This is a genomic window from Lelliottia sp. RD5 (assembly GCF_056032945.1).
Genome location: NZ_JBVYHQ010000003.1, coordinates 274710 through 291630 on the forward strand (window position 1 = coordinate 274710; position 16921 = coordinate 291630).

Annotated in this window: 12 protein-coding genes and 1 tRNA gene; 8 read left to right on the forward strand and 5 right to left on the reverse strand. The window is 52.2% G+C overall.

The features are described 5' to 3' along the window. Window positions 1-3: 3 nt before the first annotated feature. Window positions 4-2676, reverse strand: a complete 2673-nt coding sequence (gene rcsD / locus AC0LWE_RS12270) for a phosphotransferase RcsD (RefSeq protein WP_131489296.1) — start codon at window positions 2674-2676, stop codon at window positions 4-6. A 741-nt stretch (window positions 2677-3417) separates the two neighbouring features. On the opposite strand from rcsD, the gene AC0LWE_RS12275 reads away from it, so the two are divergent. The 6 genes from AC0LWE_RS12275 (at window position 3418) to mgtE (ending at window position 10819) form a co-directional block, all read left to right on the forward strand. Beyond that, a complete protein-coding gene (locus AC0LWE_RS12275; RefSeq protein WP_219347540.1) occupies window positions 3418-4548 on the forward strand; it encodes a porin OmpC in 1131 nt (376 codons plus the stop codon). 116 nt (window positions 4549-4664) lie between these two features. Continuing rightward, window positions 4665-5720 carry an FAD:protein FMN transferase ApbE gene (gene apbE, locus AC0LWE_RS12280; protein WP_219347541.1) on the forward strand — a complete coding sequence of 352 codons (1056 nt, stop codon included), beginning with the start codon at window positions 4665-4667 and terminating at the stop codon, window positions 5718-5720. A gap of 72 nt (window positions 5721-5792) precedes the next feature. After that, window positions 5793-6857, forward strand: coding sequence for a bifunctional DNA-binding transcriptional regulator/O6-methylguanine-DNA methyltransferase Ada (ada, locus tag AC0LWE_RS12285; RefSeq protein ID WP_219347684.1), 1065 nt, complete (start codon window positions 5793-5795; stop codon window positions 6855-6857). After that, the gene (gene alkB / locus AC0LWE_RS12290; protein WP_219347542.1) at window positions 6857-7507 is read left to right on the forward strand and encodes a DNA oxidative demethylase AlkB; all 651 of its coding nucleotides are present in this window, start codon (window positions 6857-6859) and stop codon (window positions 7505-7507) included. The genes ada and alkB overlap by 1 nt, the downstream gene beginning before the upstream one ends. 76 nt (window positions 7508-7583) lie before the next feature. Continuing rightward, window positions 7584-9227 (forward strand): multidrug ABC transporter permease/ATP-binding protein, encoded by a 1644-nt coding sequence (locus AC0LWE_RS12295; RefSeq protein ID WP_131488890.1) that lies wholly within the window; start codon window positions 7584-7586, stop codon window positions 9225-9227. Between the two features lie 155 nt (window positions 9228-9382). Then, entirely contained in the window at window positions 9383-10819 is a 1437-nt protein-coding gene (mgtE, locus tag AC0LWE_RS12300; RefSeq protein WP_202665733.1) for a magnesium transporter, read from the forward strand. Here the strand turns inward: mgtE and AC0LWE_RS12305 are convergent. After that, on the reverse strand, window positions 10782-12029 hold the full coding sequence (locus AC0LWE_RS12305; protein WP_219347543.1) for a SulP family inorganic anion transporter: 1248 nt from the start codon (window positions 12027-12029) through the stop codon (window positions 10782-10784). The two genes, mgtE and AC0LWE_RS12305, sit on opposite strands and share 38 nt — an antisense overlap. Window positions 12030-12270: 241 nt before the next feature. On the opposite strand from AC0LWE_RS12305, the gene mqo reads away from it, so the two are divergent. After that, window positions 12271-13926: a malate dehydrogenase (quinone) gene (gene mqo, locus AC0LWE_RS12310; protein ID WP_219347685.1), complete on the forward strand. Its 1656-nt coding sequence runs from the start codon at window positions 12271-12273 to the stop codon at window positions 13924-13926. A gap of 37 nt (window positions 13927-13963) precedes the next feature. Here mqo and eco read toward each other — a convergent pair whose 3' ends face one another. Further along, window positions 13964-14473 (reverse strand): serine protease inhibitor ecotin, encoded by a 510-nt coding sequence (gene eco / locus AC0LWE_RS12315; protein ID WP_202693211.1) that lies wholly within the window; start codon window positions 14471-14473, stop codon window positions 13964-13966. Between the two features lie 207 nt (window positions 14474-14680). On the opposite strand from eco, the gene AC0LWE_RS12320 reads away from it, so the two are divergent. After that, complete coding sequence (locus tag AC0LWE_RS12320) at window positions 14681-14941, forward strand: DUF2534 family protein (RefSeq protein WP_059179497.1); 261 nt, start codon at window positions 14681-14683, stop codon at window positions 14939-14941. A gap of 56 nt (window positions 14942-14997) precedes the next feature. Here AC0LWE_RS12320 and AC0LWE_RS12325 read toward each other — a convergent pair. Together AC0LWE_RS12325 and yejM are read right to left on the reverse strand one after the other, a co-directional pair. After that, a tRNA-Pro gene (locus AC0LWE_RS12325) sits at window positions 14998-15074 on the reverse strand. 74 nt (window positions 15075-15148) lie between these two features. Next, the gene (gene yejM / locus AC0LWE_RS12330; RefSeq protein ID WP_219347544.1) at window positions 15149-16909 is read right to left on the reverse strand and encodes an LPS biosynthesis-modulating metalloenzyme YejM; all 1761 of its coding nucleotides are present in this window, start codon (window positions 16907-16909) and stop codon (window positions 15149-15151) included. Between the last annotated feature and the right edge of the window lie 12 nt (window positions 16910-16921).

A 16921-nucleotide genomic window follows, 5' to 3' on the forward strand; every position in this document is an offset into this window, starting at 1 on the left:
TTGCTACAGCAAGCTTTTGACGTAGGCGTCAATGTCGCTGATGTATTTTTCTGTGCCAGAAGCATCCTTCTCACGAATAAGATGTTCCAGCGTTTCACATAATTGCTTGCCCGGAACCAGATTAAGCATGGCAAACACCCCTTTTAGCCGGTGTGCTGTCTGTGTCAGCGCGGCGAAATCCTTCGCAGCGGACTCAGTATACAACCGCTTAACATCATCTGGTACTGTATCTACAAATAGGGAATAGTATCCGCTGGCCTGGAGTTCGGCATTTTCATCACCACCCAATGGGGACTCCAGTATCTCTTCTTGCGCCAGATTCTCTTCTATTAGTTGTAGTACAGCTTCCTGCATCGCATTGCTCATATTAAAGTTGACGCGCAGCTGACCGGGGCCGATTTTCCGCACGCCTGACTCATCATCGCTTAAAAGCAAGCCCGAGGCAGTAAGATTAGACGGATTATCAGTTAAAAAGAGATCATATTCTTGACTCGTGAGCCTTTCATCCGGGTTTATGCAGGCCGCACCCCAGTTTTCAAGCTGGCGAACCACAATGTTGCGTATTTCGCTGGACGTCACATCCACCATGACGATCACATCATCAAGCAGGCGCTCTTCACCCTCTTCCTGAGGATTTGCGTCCATTTTGACATGCAGTGAATAGCGGGTACCCAGCGACTCACGGGCCTTAATATTCAGGTGTCCGCCAAGCTTACGCGCCAGCTGATCGCACAGCCAGAAGGTGAGGGCGTTGGCTTTGCCGTAGCTGTCGCTCTGCGTATCGTTCAGGAACGGGAAGTGTAAATTATCGATTTCGCTCATCGTCACGCCTTCCCCCGTATCCAGAATACGGATTGTCAGGCGGTCTTCAGCAGATTCATCTGTACCCACTTCCAGCGTGATTTTGCCGATTTGCGTGGTGGTTACAGAATATTGAATTAGCATCAGCACGATGCGGCGTAACGCCTCGCGATCGCCATGACGTTCATCGTTGGCAGGAAGATTGTTATTGATCAGAAGCTGCAGGCCTTTGCGCTTGATAACGGGCAGGACTTCAGGCACCACTTCGTTAATAAGATCCTGAACTGAAAACAGCGTAGAGCTCCCTTTCCAGGTATCGCTTTCAAGCATATTGGCTAACTGGATTTCATCGACCATACGCACAAGCGTATCCGCCTGATTGGCCAACTGATGGCTCTCTGGCGTACTCAAACTCGCGGCCTGGCTGGCAAGCTCTTTCAACGGGCGCTTGAACGCATCGCCAATGTTTTGCATAAACGCCGCGCGGCCCTGCTGATTTTTCTCATACAGTCTCTGCGCTTGTTTCAGCTTCTTGTTCACCAGCACTTCTCTGTCCTGATCGCGAATGATAAAGATCTGGGTACGTGAAGCGACCTGACTGCGGAACTGACGAATTTCGTACAGTTCATTATTAATGGTGGCCTGAATCACCCCCTGATGCTGGTCAGCCATGGTGGTGATGTTTTGCAGGTTAAGATGTGGCAACAGGTGATCGGCAATCTTGTTGCTCATAATCGTACGATTGGCCTCCTGGTCATGCACCAGAAGCCCCAACGGTAGCACCGACACAATCTCTTCATTCAGCGCGCGCAACACGCGTAATTCATTGTTAGAGCCTGAAGAAGAGATGTGCTCAGTTGGGCGGCCAGGCTGAAAGCGGAAGGTGGTATACCCAAACAACGCCAGCGCGAGCAGACCAATATTAAGCAGTAGCGGCAGCAGAATGTTTTGCAGCGTGTCGAGCAACAGCGTTCCAAAGGGAACCTGCCAAACAAGGCGCATACCGGTGGAGTTCAAAGATGAGGCGATCTCAATCTTCGAGCCGTTAAAAGTAATGGACGCGCTTTCCGGGCCTTCTTTTTTATCCGCTGGCGCGCGCATATTTTGCACGGAAGTATCTGGCTCAAGACGGAAGCTGTCGAGCGGCATATCCGGTGGAATGAGATCGTTAATCGGCAGATCAAAGGCGACAACTGTTGCCAGATGCCCAGGCTGGTTAAATGTGGTGCGCAGGGTAAAGTAATGCCCGTTTTGCCAGGCGAGGCGGCGAAGGGAAGAGAAACTTTCGCGTTCGTCCAGGGTGTTAGCCTGCTGGAGCATTTCCGCGCGGCGGGAATCAACAATCGAGCCAATGGAAGACTCTTTAAAACCGGATGAGAGATCTTTTAATGGCAGCGTGGAGATGAGGATCATGCTGTTATCCTGGCCATTAAGGTAGTACATCGACCAGGGGACAGTTTCCGCGCCCCAGAGCGTGTCGAGATACGTCGAGATTCGCTGTGTCATCTCAAGCGTAGCGCTGTCGTGAGAGCCAAAAATTAATGCTTCGGTTTTGCGGCGCGTTTTTTCAAGATAATAGACGTCTTGCTTAAGACGCGTTTCCTGTAAACCTTCACCCGATGCCGTTCCCGGCGCTGCGGCGATATTGTCGTAAATCTGCCAGGTCGCGTAGCGCCAGGTATCGATACGCTTGTGCACTGCATGGGTAATATCAACGATTTGATAGCTTCGGTCTTTCAGCCAGGTGTTGACCGCGCTCTGCACCATCACTCCCATCGTCACTAACAGCACAACGATCAATAGAAGAAAGAAACGCGTGATGCTCCCCGGAAGAAGGGAAAATTTACCTGGTGCTGTTGTTTCAGACTGACTCATTAATGTGATTAACCCGTGATGGCCGCACGTAAAGACGATAGGGCAGTATAAAGGGTAATACCTGAATTTCCAGTATCGAGCCCGGTCAGGGAGGGACTTTTTCACGCTTTATCAACGTAGCGCTAATCAGTATCGAAAGTGTACAAATGGAACCCTATTGTACAAATAATTATCGATGTCCTGAATAAATAGCACGAATTAACAAGAAATTAGGGATTGAATAATAATTTAAAGTGAGTGAAGGCGTTATCTGAGAATTAGTTAATAGTCGTTATAATTTCACGGCGGTAGCACAAAATTATTCACATAACGTAAAGAAGGGTAAAAAAAAACCGAATGCATCGCACTCGGCTCAATTCGGGATAAACAGACATTCGAAAATGAATGACGGTAATAAATAAAGTTAATGATGATAGCGAGGGTTATTTTAGTGATCTCTTGTGATTTTGTTTTGACAATCAGTGCGGTAATGAAATTCTTGTTAACTCATTGATTAAAATGCATAAATATAAATTGTTGATTTTAAGTGCTTAATATTTTAGCTATCTGTGCTATTGAAAAGTTCCCTCTTATTTACAAATTGAAACATGTTATAAGAACAATGAAACATCTTCAAAGTTTTAGTATCATATTCGTATTGGATTATTCTGTATTTTTGCGGAGAATGAAGTGGCCGACTGGTTAAGAGGGTTAATCAGTGAGCAGTGGCAATAATAAGGCATATAACAGAGGGTTATTAAAATGAAAGTTAAAGTCCTGTCCCTCCTGGTACCAGCACTGCTGGTAGCAGGCGCAGCAAATGCGGCTGAAATTTACAACAAAGATGGCAACAAATTAGATCTGTTCGGTAAAGTCGACGGCCTGCACTATTTCTCCGATGACAAAGGTAACGACGGCGATCAAACCTACATGCGTATCGGCTTCAAAGGCGAAACTCAGGTTAACGATCAGTTGACCGGTTATGGTCAATGGGAATACCAGGTTCAAGGTAACACCAGCGAAAGCGACAACCAGTCCTGGACGCGTGTTGCCTTCGCTGGCCTGAAATTCGGTGATGCTGGTTCCTTCGATTATGGTCGTAACTACGGCGTAATCTACGATGTCACTTCCTGGACCGACGTTCTGCCAGAATTTGGCGGTGACACTTACGGTGCCGATAACTTCATGCAATCCCGTGGTAACGGCGTCGCGACTTACCGTAACCAGGATTTCTTCGGTCTGGTTGATGGTCTGAACTTTGCTCTGCAGTATCAGGGTAAAAACGGCAGCGTCAGCGGCGAGAATGATTCTACTGGCGGTCGTAGCCTGTTGAAACAAAATGGTGACGGTTACGGTGCGTCTCTGACTTACGATTTGGGCGAAGGCTTCAGCGTCGGCGGTGCGATGGCATCTTCTAAACGTACTGCTGACCAGAATGCAGCAGGCGTTTACGGTGACGGTGACCACGCTGAAGTTTACAGCGGCGGCCTGAAATATGACGCGAACAACATTTATCTGGCAGCGCAGTACTCCCAGACTTATAACTCGACGCGTTTCGGGACATCTAACGGTAGCGGCCGTTCCGACATCTACGGTTTTGCTAACAAAGCGCAAAACTTCGAAGTTGTAGCTCAGTACCAGTTCGACTTCGGTCTGCGTCCTTCCGTGGCTTACCTGCAGTCTAAAGGTAAGGACGTAAGCAACAACACCACCAACTTCGGCGATCAGGATCTGCTGAAATACGTTGATGTTGGCGCGACTTACTACTTCAACAAAAACATGTCCACCTACGTGGACTACAAAATCAACCTGCTGGATGAAAATAACTTCACCAAACAGGCTGGTGTAGGTACTGACGATATCGTTGCTCTGGGTCTGGTTTACCAGTTCTAAGACACCGTCAGTAACAGAAAGGGGCCAAATGGCCCCTTTTTCTATGCTTTTTTAGGGTCTTACCGAAGACGCGTTTTGGTATACTCTTGCCGCCCCAGGCATGAGGATAATAACGAATGGAAATGACTTTTTGGCGAGCCGGCATATTGTCGGTGTTTTGCTTACTTGCAGCATGCGATTCTTCTTCCCCTACCACGACAGCAAATGCGCCAGCGGCAACCGTGCTGGAAGGCAAGACTATGGGAACGTCCTGGCGCGTTAGCGTCATGGATATGGATAAAAATCGCGAGAATGAACTTCGCGGTAAAATCCAGTCCCAGCTTGATGCTGACGATCAGCTGCTTTCTACCTATAAAAATGATTCCGCGCTGATGCGGTTCAACCTCTCGAACAGCACATCGCTTTGGCCTGTGAGTGAGGCAATGGCTGCTATCGTTACCGAGTCCCTGCATGTCGGTTATAAAACTAACGGCGCAATGGATATCACCGTCGGGCCGCTGGTGAATTTATGGGGCTTTGGGCCAACGAAACAGCCGGAGACGGTACCGAGTCAGGCACAGATTGACGATGCGCGTGCTCGCACAGGGCTGCAGCATCTGAGCGTATTGAATCAGTATGGTCAGCAGTACCTGCAAAAAGACATTCCCGATCTGTTTGTTGATCTCTCCACAGTTGGCGAGGGATACGCGGCAGATCATCTCGCCGCACTGATGACTCAGGAGGGCATCTCACGTTATCTGGTTTCCGTCGGGGGCGCACTCGTGAGTCGCGGTCTCAATGCCAGTGACAAACCCTGGCGTGTCGCTATCCAAAAGCCAACCGATCAACAAAATGCGGTGCAGGCCATTGTGGATATCAACGGTCACGGTATCAGCACATCCGGCAGCTATCGCAACTATTACGAGCTGAACGGCAAGCGTCTCTCGCACGTGATCGATCCAAAGACGGGGCACCCAATCACACACAATCTGGTTTCCGTGACGGTAATTGCCTCTACGGCACTCGAGGCGGATGCCTGGGATACCGGACTGATGGTCCTCGGGCCGGAAAAGGCCAAAGAAGTGGTGCGTCAGCAAGGCCTGGCCGTGTACATGATCACCAAAGAGGGCGAGAATTTCAAAACCTGGATGTCGCCGCAGTTCCAGGCTTTTCTGATCGACGAACAACATTAAAAAGCAAGGTTGCAGGTTTTTGTTCAGTGGCGCATGGGCATACTTTGAGTATGCTTGAAAGAGGAGCCAATGATGAAAAACCTGACCCTGAATACTGATGACGATCGCTGGCTGGCCGTGATGGCCCGCGATCCAGCCGCCGACAACCAGTTTGTTTTCGCTGTCCAGACGACCGGTATCTTTTGCCGCCCCTCGTGCCGGGCGCGTCATGCCCTGCGAAAAAACGTCGTGTTTTATCCCGATTCACATCATGCCCAACAGGCAGGATTTCGCCCGTGCAAACGCTGTTTGCCCGACCGGGCCGATCCGCAAGCGCATAAGATAGCGAAAGTCGAAAAAGCCTGCCGCTTGCTTGAGCAGGAGCAACTGCTAACGCTGGATGCACTGGCGGAGCAGGTCGGTATGAGCGCCTTTCATTTCCATCGTCTGTTCAAATCCGTGACCGGAATGACACCAAAAGGCTGGCAACAGGCTGCGCGCGCGCGACGCTTACGCAGCGCGCTGACGCAGGGCGAAAACATCACTGACTCGGTGCTGGCTGCGGGTTTCCCGGATAGCAGCACGTTCTATCGCAAAGCGGACGAAACGCTGGGCATGACGGCAAAACAGTATCGTAATGGCGCGAGTAACGTGACCATGCGCTTCGCCGTGACGGATTGCGAGCTTGGCCGCTGCCTTGTGGCAGAAAGTGAACGCGGGATTTGCGCTATTTTACTCGGCGACAATGACGATACGCTGAATGCTGAACTGCGCGCGCTTTTTCCTCTGGCTCGGTCTGAATCGGCTGATGGGGAATTTAGGGCTCGTATCAATCGGGTGATCAGCAGTCTGATGCATCATGACAAGGCGCTTGAATTGCCACTGGATATTCGCGGGACAGCGTTTCAGCAACAGGTCTGGCAGGCGCTGCGGGCTATACCTTGCGGGGAAACTGCAAGCTATCAGCAGATCGCGAAAGTCATCGGCAAACCCAATGCGGTACGTGCGGTGGCGAGTGCCTGCGCCGCCAATAAGCTGGCAATCGTGATCCCGTGCCACCGCGTAGTGCGTCGCGATGGCGCGCTGTCCGGCTATCGCTGGGGAGTTGAGCGTAAGGCGCAATTACTTAAACGCGAGGCCAAAATTCAGGAGGAGTAATGCTCGATTTATTTGCTGATGAGCAGCCCTGGCAAGAGCCGCTGGCACCGGGGGCTGTCGTTCTTCGCCGCTTAGCCGTTGCCGGTGCCGCCACGCTTTTACACGATATTGAAGCGGTGGCGGCGATCTCACCGTTTCGTCATATGGTGACGCCAGGCGGTTACACCATGTCGGTGGCGATGACCAGCTGCGGTGGCCTGGGCTGGACGACCAACGATCGCGGTTATCTCTATTCCCCTGTCGACCCCGTCACTCACCGCCCGTGGCCGCCGATACCCGAGGCATTCCACGCGCTTTGTCATGAAGCGGCTATTGCGGCGGGATATCCCGATTTTCAACCCGATGCCTGCCTGATTAACCGTTATGCACCGGGCGCAAAACTGTCGCTACACCAGGATAAAGACGAACCCAATTTGAGCGCGCCGATTGTTTCCGTGTCGTTGGGATTGCCCGCAATCTTTCAGTTTGGCGGCTTACAGCGTAACGACCCGCTAAAACGCCTGATGCTGGAGCACGGTGATGTGGTGGTGTGGGGCGGCGAATCACGGCTGTTTTATCATGGCATTCAGCCACTTAAACCGGGTCAGCATCCCCTGACGGGAGAATACCGATACAACCTGACCTTCCGGCAGGCTTCCAATAGCGAATAAAAATAAGAATTATTCTTGATGTGAGCGTCGGGCAGTTTACACTGCTGGCTGTTTTTTCTTGCCCGGATTGCTTTGCATGCAACTACTTTTACTCGTCTGGCGTCAGTACCGTTGGCCATTTGTCGCGGTGATGGCGCTCAGCCTCGCCAGCGCCGCGCTGGGGATTGGCTTAATCGCCTTTATCAACGTGCGTTTGATTGAAATGGTCGACACCTCATTGTCGGTGCTTCCCGAATTTCTGAGTCTGCTACTGCTGCTGATGGCGGTAACGCTGGCGTCGCAGCTGGCGCTCACGACGCTGGGACACCACTTTGTTTATCGCCTGCGCGGTGAATTTATCAAACGTATTCTGGACACGCAGATTGAGCGCATTGAACAGCTCGGCAGCGCGTCACTGTTGGCCGGGCTGACCAGCGACGTGCGTGCGATTACGATTGCTTTTGTGCGTTTACCGGAACTGGTGCAGGGGATCATTCTCACTTTCGGATCTGCGGCTTATCTTGCCTGGCTATCGACAAAAATGTTAGCCGTAACGGCGCTGTGGATTGTCGTCACTATCTGGGGCGGCTACATGCTGGTGGCGCGCGTTTACAAGCATATGGCCGTGCTGCGCGAAACCGAAGACAAGCTGTATAACGATTATCAGACGGTGCTGGAAGGCCGTAAAGAGCTCACGCTTAATCGTGAACGCGCCGAACACATTTTCAATAATCTCTACATTCCCGATGCCCGCGAGTACCGCCATCATATTGTTCGCGCGGATACGTTCCATCTGAGCGCTGTGAACTGGTCAAACATCATGATGCTGGGTGCGATTGGTCTGGTGTTTTGGATGGCGAACAGCCTGGGATGGGCGGATACCAACGTGGCCGCGACGTACTCGCTGACGCTGTTGTTCCTGCGTACACCGCTGCTGTCTGCGGTAGGCGCGCTGCCCACGCTGCTTAGCGCACAAGTGGCTTTCAGAAAGCTCAATCAGTTTGCTCTCGCCCCCTTCAGGCCTGAGTTCCCGCGCCCTGAGGCGTTCCCTGACTGGAAAACGCTGGAGCTGCGCAACGTCATGTTCCGCTACCAGGACAATAATTTTGCGGTAGGTCCGGTCAATCTGACCATTAATCGCGGGGAGATGCTGTTTCTGATTGGCGGCAATGGCAGTGGAAAATCCACGTTGGCTATGTTGCTGACTGGGTTGTATCAACCTCAGTCGGGTGAAATTTTGCTGGATGGTAAACCGATTTCCGCGCAAAAACCGGAAGACTATCGCAAGCTGTTTTCAGCGGTCTTTACCGACGTGTGGCTCTTTGATCACCTGTTAGGAACGGAAGGTAAACAGGCTAATCCTGAACTGGTCGAGAAGTGGCTTGAACAGCTGAAGATGTCGCACAAGCTGGAGCTTCAGGACGGTAAAATCCTGAACCTTAAGCTGTCGAAAGGGCAGAAAAAACGCGTCGCGCTGCTGCTGGCGTTAGCTGAAGAGCGCGACATTATTCTGCTGGATGAATGGGCTGCTGACCAGGACCCGCATTTCCGCCGCGAGTTCTATCAGGTGCTGTTGCCGCTGATGCAGGAGATGGGCAAGACAATTTTTGCTATCAGCCACGACGATCACTACTTTATTCACGCTGACCGGTTACTCGAGATGCGTGACGGTCAGTTAAGTGAACTGACGGGTGATGAGCGCGATGCCGCCTCGCGTGATGCGGTCGCGCGTACCGCCTAGCAAACGTTAGATGCCTTCATTTCTGCCCTCTCATCCACCGGGAGGGCGGAAATTTACGTAATCGCATTTTTTTCCCCTATTTTTCCTCTGTTTATTATCATTTACATATCCCCGCGCTATTCTTACTGCCAACTCATTTTATGGATTAATGATTGATGTCTGTCATAAACAAAAACAGCGCAAGGCTGCGCGACCAGGAGCGTGCCCGACTCATCTGGCTCCTGACCACGGATAAAGCCGTCACATCGACGCTATTGGGCAAACTCACCCTGGCTGAGCAATATGACGTCGGCACGCTGGCCGACGATATTGCTGAGGTAGGGGCGTTAGTTGCTCATCTGCCTCCGCCGGATCTGGCCGATACCCTGGAAGCGCTGCCTTCGGAAGAGCGCCACGCATTATGGCGGCTGGTGCAGGTCAATGAACGTGGGCAAGTCTTACTGGAAGCGTCAGAGAACGTCTGGGACGATCTTATCGAGGATATGAGCGACCGCGATATTCTCGAGGCCATGCAAACGCTCGATATCGACGAGCAGATCTATCTGGTGCAACACCTGCCGCGTAACCTGACGGGCCGCATGCTGGCTTCACTGCCGGCGGAAGAGCGCGCGCGCGTGCGCCAGGTAATGAATTACGCGAAAAACAGCGTCGGCGCGATCATGGAGTTCGAGGTGATTATGGTTCGCCCGGACGTCACGCTGGCAACTGTGCAGCGCTTTTTGCGTCGTCGAGGCAAGATGCCGCAGAACACCGATAAACTGTTCGTGACATCGCGAGATAAAACTCTGCTGGGTGAACTGACGCTGCAAACCATTTTGCTGAACGGCAGCCAGCGTCAGGTGAGCGAGGTGATGGAAACGCAGCCGATGATTTTCTCCCCGGAAGATGACGCGGAAAAAGCAGCGCGAACCTTTGAACGTGACAACCTGATCAGCGCCGCGGTAGTCGATTCGGTGGGCAAATTGATGGGTCGCGTTACCATCGATGAGATCGTTGATGTCGTCTATGAAGAAACCGATAACGACATGCGTGCGATGGGGGGCTTGAGCGCGGAAGAAGATGTCTACGCGCCCGTGAGTAAAGCGGTCAAAACGCGCTGGGCGTGGCTGGCGGTAAACTTATGCACCGCGTTTATTGCCTCGCGCGTCATTGACGGTTTTGAACATACCATTTCGCAACTCGTGGCTCTGGCCTCCCTGATGCCCATTGTCGCGGGAATCGGCGGGAACACGGGCAACCAAACTATCACCATGATCGTGCGCGCGCTGGCGCTGCAGCATATTCAGCCGGGGAACTTCAGCTTCCTGATCTTTAGAGAGATGGGTGTTGCGCTGATTAACGGTCTGGTCTGGGGCGGGATTATGGGCTGTGTCACCTGGTGGCTCTATGGTGACATGGCGCTCGGCGGCGTGATGACGCTGGCAATGGTGCTCAATCTGCTGATGGCTGCCGTGATGGGCGTTATCATTCCTCTGACGATGACCAAACTGGGGCGCGACCCCGCAGTGGGGTCGAGCGTAATGATCACCGCCATTACCGATACCGGCGGGTTCTTTATTTTCCTTGGGTTGGCGACGATTTTCCTGATGTAGCCGCGCGCTTGAGTTTTAACCGGGCGGGAATGATCGCCATGATGACGATCCCGCCCACCACGCCAATCGCCAGATTGCCCGTATAAACGGTGGCAGCCACGGTCACCAGCATCACCAGCGTTTCCGCAATCGGTGCGCCTTTAACCGTAGTCGGCTGAATGCTGTGCCAGTTAAACGTCTTAAAGGCGACGATCGCCATAATCCCGGCAAGCACCGCCATGGGGATTTTGGCCATAACCTCACTCAGGGCGGTCACCAGAACGAGCAGCACCAGCCCAGCGGCGAGTGTTGAAACGCGGCTGCGGCCTTTGCCCATCTCGACGTTAACGATGGTTTGTCCAATCATCGCGCATCCGGCAATCCCCCCGTAAAAGCCAGACATGATGTTCGCCACGCCAAGGCCAATACTTTCCCGGCGTTTACTCGAAGGCGTCGCGGTCAGCTCATCCACCAGTTTTGCCGTCAGTAACGACTCCATCAGACCGACGAACGCGATACTCAATGCGCACGGCCAGATTATGCTCAGCGTTTGCAGATTTAACGGCACCAGCAACTGGGTAAAGCCCGGCAGGCCACCGCTCATGGAGCCTTCGTCCCCCACGGTCGGCAGAATTTGTCCACTGAACACGGTGAACAGCGTCAGGAGGACAATCGCAATCAGCGGCGACGGAACGCTTTTAATAAAGCGCGGCACCCACAGAACGATCAGGAGCGTCAGCACAAACAGGCCGACAATCAGCGGGCTTTTGGTCCAGAAATGGGGAACCTGCGCAAAGAAAATCAGCACCCCGAGGGCATTAACAAACCCGGTCATCACGGGCTGCGGAATAAATCGCATCAGGCGCGCCATACCGAGAACGCCAAACAGAATTTGAATGATCCCGGCCAGGATCACGGCAGGCAAAATGTACTGCACGCCATGCTGAGCCACCATCGGGCCGATGACTAACGCAACGGAACCGGCTGCGGCAGTGACCATCGCCGGACGACCGCCCATTACGGAAAGCGCCAGACACAGCACCACTGACGCAATCAGACTGACTTTCGGGTCAACGCCCGCGACCACGGAAAAGGAGATCACTTCAGGTATCAGGGCCAGCGCCGTAATAACGCCCGCTAAGGTTTCACGCATGAACAGTTTCGGTGAACGCAGGACGTTCGCAACGCGGCCATCATCAGGCGTCAGGGTAGAGGAGTGTGGTATTGACATAAAATTCGCAGGTTAGGGCAGGCTTCCGTGCGCGCGATCACAAAGTGCAGCATAGTAGCCAGAAAAGACGCGTTTTGCCAGTCGGCAAAATAATACCCTTATAAACATTCCATCATTAAATTTCACAATTACAATAATTTCGTAACCTTTAAACGCGAGTTGATAATTGATACCGTTGCCCCGCAGCTTATTTCACCTGCAATTCCACGTACAAACCAAGACAACAAGTAAGGCATAAATGATGAAAAAAATGACTGCCATGCTCTTCTCTATGGCGGTGGGGCTGAACGCTGTCTCCATGACCGCGATGGCCGATGCGCCGAAAGAGCAGGAAACGGATGTCCTTTTAATTGGCGGCGGTATCATGAGCGCCACTCTGGGAACGTATCTGCAAGAATTACAGCCGGACTGGTCAATGACCATGGTTGAACGCCTCGATGGCGTGGCAAAAGAAAGCTCGAACGGTTGGAATAACGCCGGCACGGGGCACTCGGCACTCATGGAACTGAACTACACACCGCAGAAAAAGGACGGTTCCATTAGTATCGAGAAGGCCGTTGAGATCAACGAAGCCTTCCAGATTTCACGCCAGTTCTGGTCACATCAGGTCAACAGCGGCGTGATGCACGACCCGCACTCATTTATTAACACCGTGCCGCACATGAGCTTTGTGTGGGGCGATCAAAACGTAAACTTCCTGCGCGCACGTTACGCCGCTTTGCAGCAGAGCAGCCTGTTCCGTGGCATGAAGTTCTCTGAAGATCATGCTCAGATCAAAGAGTGGGCACCGCTGGTCATGGAAGGGCGCGACCCAAACCAGAAGGTTGCAGCAACACGTACTGAAATCGGCACCGACGTTAACTACGGCGAAATTACGCGTCAGCTGGTTAGTGCCTTGCAGAAAAAAGATGATTTCCATTTGCAACTCAGCACCGAAGTGCGCGGCTTTAAGCGTAACGCGGATAACAGCTGGAGCGTGACGGTTGCCGATCTGAAGAACAACGAAGCAGAACACGTCATTAAGGCGAAATTTGTCTTTATCGGCGCGGGTGGCGCAGCGTTAAAACTGTTACAGGAAACCGGTATTCCAGAAGCTGACGACTATGCGGGCTTCCCGGTCGGCGGACAATTCCTGGTATCCGACAATCCGGAAGTAGTGAATCGTCACCTGGCGAAAGTGTATGGTCAGGCTTCTGTCGGTGCGCCGCCAATGTCTGTGCCACATATCGACACCCGTATGCTGGACGGTAAGCGCGTGGTGCTGTTTGGGCCGTTCGCCACCTTCTCCACCAAATTCCTGAAAAATGGTTCGCTGTGGGATCTGCTCAGCTCCACCACCACGTCTAACTTCATGCCGATGGTGGATGTGGGCATGGATAACTTCGATCTGGTGAAGTACCTGATGAGTCAGGTGATGCTTTCCGATGACGATCGTTTTGCGGCACTGAAAGAATACTATCCGCAGGCGAAAAAAGAGGACTGGCGCTTATGGCAGGCTGGTCAGCGCGTGCAAATCATCAAGCGTGACCCGCAAGAAGGCGGCGTATTGCGTCTTGGCACGGAAGTGGTGAGTGATAAAGACGGCACAATTGCGGCACTGCTGGGTGCCTCTCCGGGCGCATCAACGGCCGCGCCTATCATGCTGCATTTGATGGAAAAAGTGTTTAAAGATAAAGTTGCCAGCCCGGAATGGCAGGCGAAACTGAAAACCATTATTCCGTCTTACGGCACCAAGCTGAACGGTAATGTGGCAGCGACAGAACAAGAGCTGGAGTTCACCAGCCGCGTTCTGCAGCTCAAGTACGAAAAACCGCAAACGGCTGTTGCTGCGCCACAAGCGCAACCGCAGTTAAAACCTCAGCCGGACTCTAAACCGGTCGCGGATATCGCACTCTGAGTATAAAAAAGCCGGGTATCGATACCCGGCTTTATTTTTAACGCACGACCGCGTTTTCGATTTTCTCTTCCGCTTTCCAGACCCGATATTTCACGTCGATATTCTCAGGCGTATACACCACGATCGGTAGCTTGCTGTTATAACGCAGCAGACTATTATCACCCAGATACGCCGTCACAAACTTCTGCGTTTTCGTGTTTTCCGGACAAGCCATCATAGTAGATACCGGAGAGGTGACGTTATCGAAGACGTAATAGTCATAGCCCCAGCCTTCCAGCGTTTTGCTTTCCAGTTTGCCGCCAAGACGATGCTGGTTGCAGTCTACTTCCAGATTCTGGCCAATCAGCAATTCAACCTTGTAACCGGACTCATCATCCTGAGCAGGGAGCTGGATAACCTGTCGCTTCATCCCTTTGTCGGCCTGCGGCCACGGGGCGATTTTTTCCAGCGGCTCATTTTTCGGCGTCTCACTGGCGAACGCGCTGGTGTTCATGCAGGCAGCGGCGAGAAGGGCAATAGCAAATTTAGGTGCGTTTTTCACAGTCATTCCTTGTATGTCAAACGATCGGTACAAGGCTAGCATAGCAAAATGTGAAGGTTGATATTATTTACTCATATTTTCATATTAAGCAGTATATGTGCCTGGTGATTTTGTCTTTTTGTGGCTGTAAATGCTGATATGGAACGAAAGGGGTGAACGTGTTAGGGTTAGCAGCAAATATTGTTATTCATCTGTGAAGGGAAGAGAGACATGATGGTTCGCGCTAAGCTTAATACGCCCGAGGGCAGAAAATTTTTAGTGGCACTTTTCGTTGTGTTTATGATTGCCGCGACGTGCGTGGGTCGGGCGACCATTGTCGGGGTGATCGAACAATACAACATTCCGCTTTCGCAGTGGACCACCAGCATGTTCGTGCTGCAATCGGCGATGATCTTTGTCTACAGCCTGGTCTTTACGGTTCTTCTTGCCATTCCGTTGGGGATATTTTTCCTCGGGGGCAGTGATAAGAAATAAGTCATTAGACATAAAAAAACCAACCCTGAGCGGTTGGTTTTTTTATGTCGTAATTTTGGTCGGCACGGAGAGATTTGAACTCTCGACCCTCGCCACCCCATGACGATGCGCTACCAGGCTGCGCTACGTGCCGTTACCGTAGAAATTTATACTAACCTTTTGCAGAATGAATGCAAGTCTGCGTCACGCTAACTGACTCATTTTTAATCAGTTAGCGATAAACCGTTTCTCGTCAGTCAGCACCTGAAGGAGCAGACTCAACTGCGGTTTCTGGTCATGTATTTTCTCGCCCTGCAGATTATACGTCTGGTAATTACCGTTGCTGCTGAGCACTAAGGTTATTGCTGGCGTCGTCACTGCCAGAGTATTTCCGTTGGCTGCCGTCACCCAGTTGTGGCGACGCGTTGCGCTGAAAATATCCTGCCCCTGCGAGTACTCATTCGCCGGTGTGCTGACGTGCAGCAACCGCTGCATCAACGTCGTCATAATATCTTTATGATCGGTCAACATGCTGATGCGTTGTGCAGGTGTGCCCGGCCAGTGAACAACCAGCGGGACGTGCAGGTTAGGGCGCGACCAGTCCATTTCTTTTGTCTCATCACCCAGCGGCACACCGTGGCCTGCGGTAATGATCACCACGGTATTATCCAGTTTGCCGGATTCACGGAGTGCGCTAATGACGCGCGCGATCTGCGCGTCGACATCACCCGCCGCACGGCTGTAACGTCGGGTAAAGCCTTTCTGATTGCTGTCATCCAGCGTCGTGCCGTTAAACGCAACCCAGGAGAACCAGCGGTTATCTTCCTGCGCATAGCGATTCAGCCAGTTCATCCACTGATCCGCCGTTTTTTCGTCGGACTGACTCTGCGCAGCAGGCAGCGAGAAGTCGGATAACAACGCCTGGCGATAAAGCGGGCTGCTGAAACCGTCCGATGAGAACAGCCCCAGTTGATAACCCTGCTGATTAAGAGAGGTAATCAGTGCCGCTGGCGTACGGGAAGACAACACACCGTCCATATAACCCGCAGAAATGCCATAGAACAGACCGAAAATGCCTGCATCGGTGCTATTCCCGGCGCTCATATGTTGCGTAAAGTTAATGTTCTGCTCGGCGAATTCAGCCAGCGCGGGCATCTGTTTCTCATAGCGAGAATAATTGAGACCGTCGACGGTAATGAGCAAGACGTTCTGGCCTTGTCCCATATCGCGATAGCGCAAATCACTCAGAGGATACTGTACCGATACGGCCTCTGGATTGCCTTGCTCGACCAGACGACGCTGATATTCCTGCGCATCAAGCAGCCCGTGTTTTTCAAGGAAGCGACGCGCCGTCATCGGATAGGAAAGCGGCAAGTTGGCGCGCTGCATGGTAATAGGGCGATAGAAGTTGGCATCAGCCCAAATGTACATCACATGCGAGCTGATAAACGCCACGAAAAATAGCGCGGCGACAGGTTTGGCGTAGTGACGCCGACGCGTCAGGCTACGGAGTTTTTGCCAGCTCCATGTGGCAAACAGCATCTCAATCAGCAGAATAATGGGCACGCTGATAAACATCAGCTGCCAGTCACGTGCGGTTTCGTTCTGGTCGGGGTTAATCACCAGTTCCCAGACGATGGGATTGAGATGCAGGTGGAAACGTGTGAAGACTTCGCTGTCGATAAGCAGCAGCGTCATGCCCGCAGTGGCAAGGATCGCGGATAAAAACCGCATCAGCCGCTGCGACATGACGATAAACGTCAGAGGGAAAAGAATCAGCAGGTACGTGGCGAACACTAAAAAGCTAAAATGCCCAACCACGCTTATCCAGGAGTATACACGCCCGGTTAGCGTCGTCGGCCAGTCGGCCACGAACAGATAACGGCTGCCCAGCACCATGCCCAACAAAATGTTGAACAAGGCAAACCAGTGCCCCCAGCTAACCATCTGGGAGACTTTTTCGCGGTAGCGCTGACGATTCGTCACCATAAACTGTTGTTC

What these genes read in the sequence shown, in the direction of transcription:
- AC0LWE_RS12275 (WP_219347540.1), top strand. Translation starts at nt 3,418, where the DNA reads ATGAAAGTTAAAGTCCTGTCCCTCCTGGTACCAGCACTGCTGGTAGCA.
- mgtE (WP_202665733.1), top strand. Translation starts at nt 9,383, where the DNA reads ATGTCTGTCATAAACAAAAACAGCGCAAGGCTGCGCGACCAGGAGCGT.
- eco (WP_202693211.1), bottom strand. Translation starts at nt 14,473, where the DNA reads ATGACTGTGAAAAACGCACCTAAATTTGCTATTGCCCTTCTCGCCGCT.
- mqo (WP_219347685.1), top strand. Translation starts at nt 12,271, where the DNA reads ATGAAAAAAATGACTGCCATGCTCTTCTCTATGGCGGTGGGGCTGAAC.
- ada (WP_219347684.1), top strand. Translation starts at nt 5,793, where the DNA reads ATGAAAAACCTGACCCTGAATACTGATGACGATCGCTGGCTGGCCGTG.
- apbE (WP_219347541.1), top strand. Translation starts at nt 4,665, where the DNA reads ATGGAAATGACTTTTTGGCGAGCCGGCATATTGTCGGTGTTTTGCTTA.
- AC0LWE_RS12320 (WP_059179497.1), top strand. Translation starts at nt 14,681, where the DNA reads ATGGTTCGCGCTAAGCTTAATACGCCCGAGGGCAGAAAATTTTTAGTG.
- AC0LWE_RS12295 (WP_131488890.1), top strand. Translation starts at nt 7,584, where the DNA reads ATGCAACTACTTTTACTCGTCTGGCGTCAGTACCGTTGGCCATTTGTC.
- yejM (WP_219347544.1), bottom strand. Translation starts at nt 16,909, where the DNA reads ATGGTGACGAATCGTCAGCGCTACCGCGAAAAAGTCTCCCAGATGGTT.
- AC0LWE_RS12305 (WP_219347543.1), bottom strand. Translation starts at nt 12,029, where the DNA reads ATGTCAATACCACACTCCTCTACCCTGACGCCTGATGATGGCCGCGTT.
- alkB (WP_219347542.1), top strand. Translation starts at nt 6,857, where the DNA reads ATGCTCGATTTATTTGCTGATGAGCAGCCCTGGCAAGAGCCGCTGGCA.
- rcsD (WP_131489296.1), bottom strand. Translation starts at nt 2,676, where the DNA reads ATGAGTCAGTCTGAAACAACAGCACCAGGTAAATTTTCCCTTCTTCCG.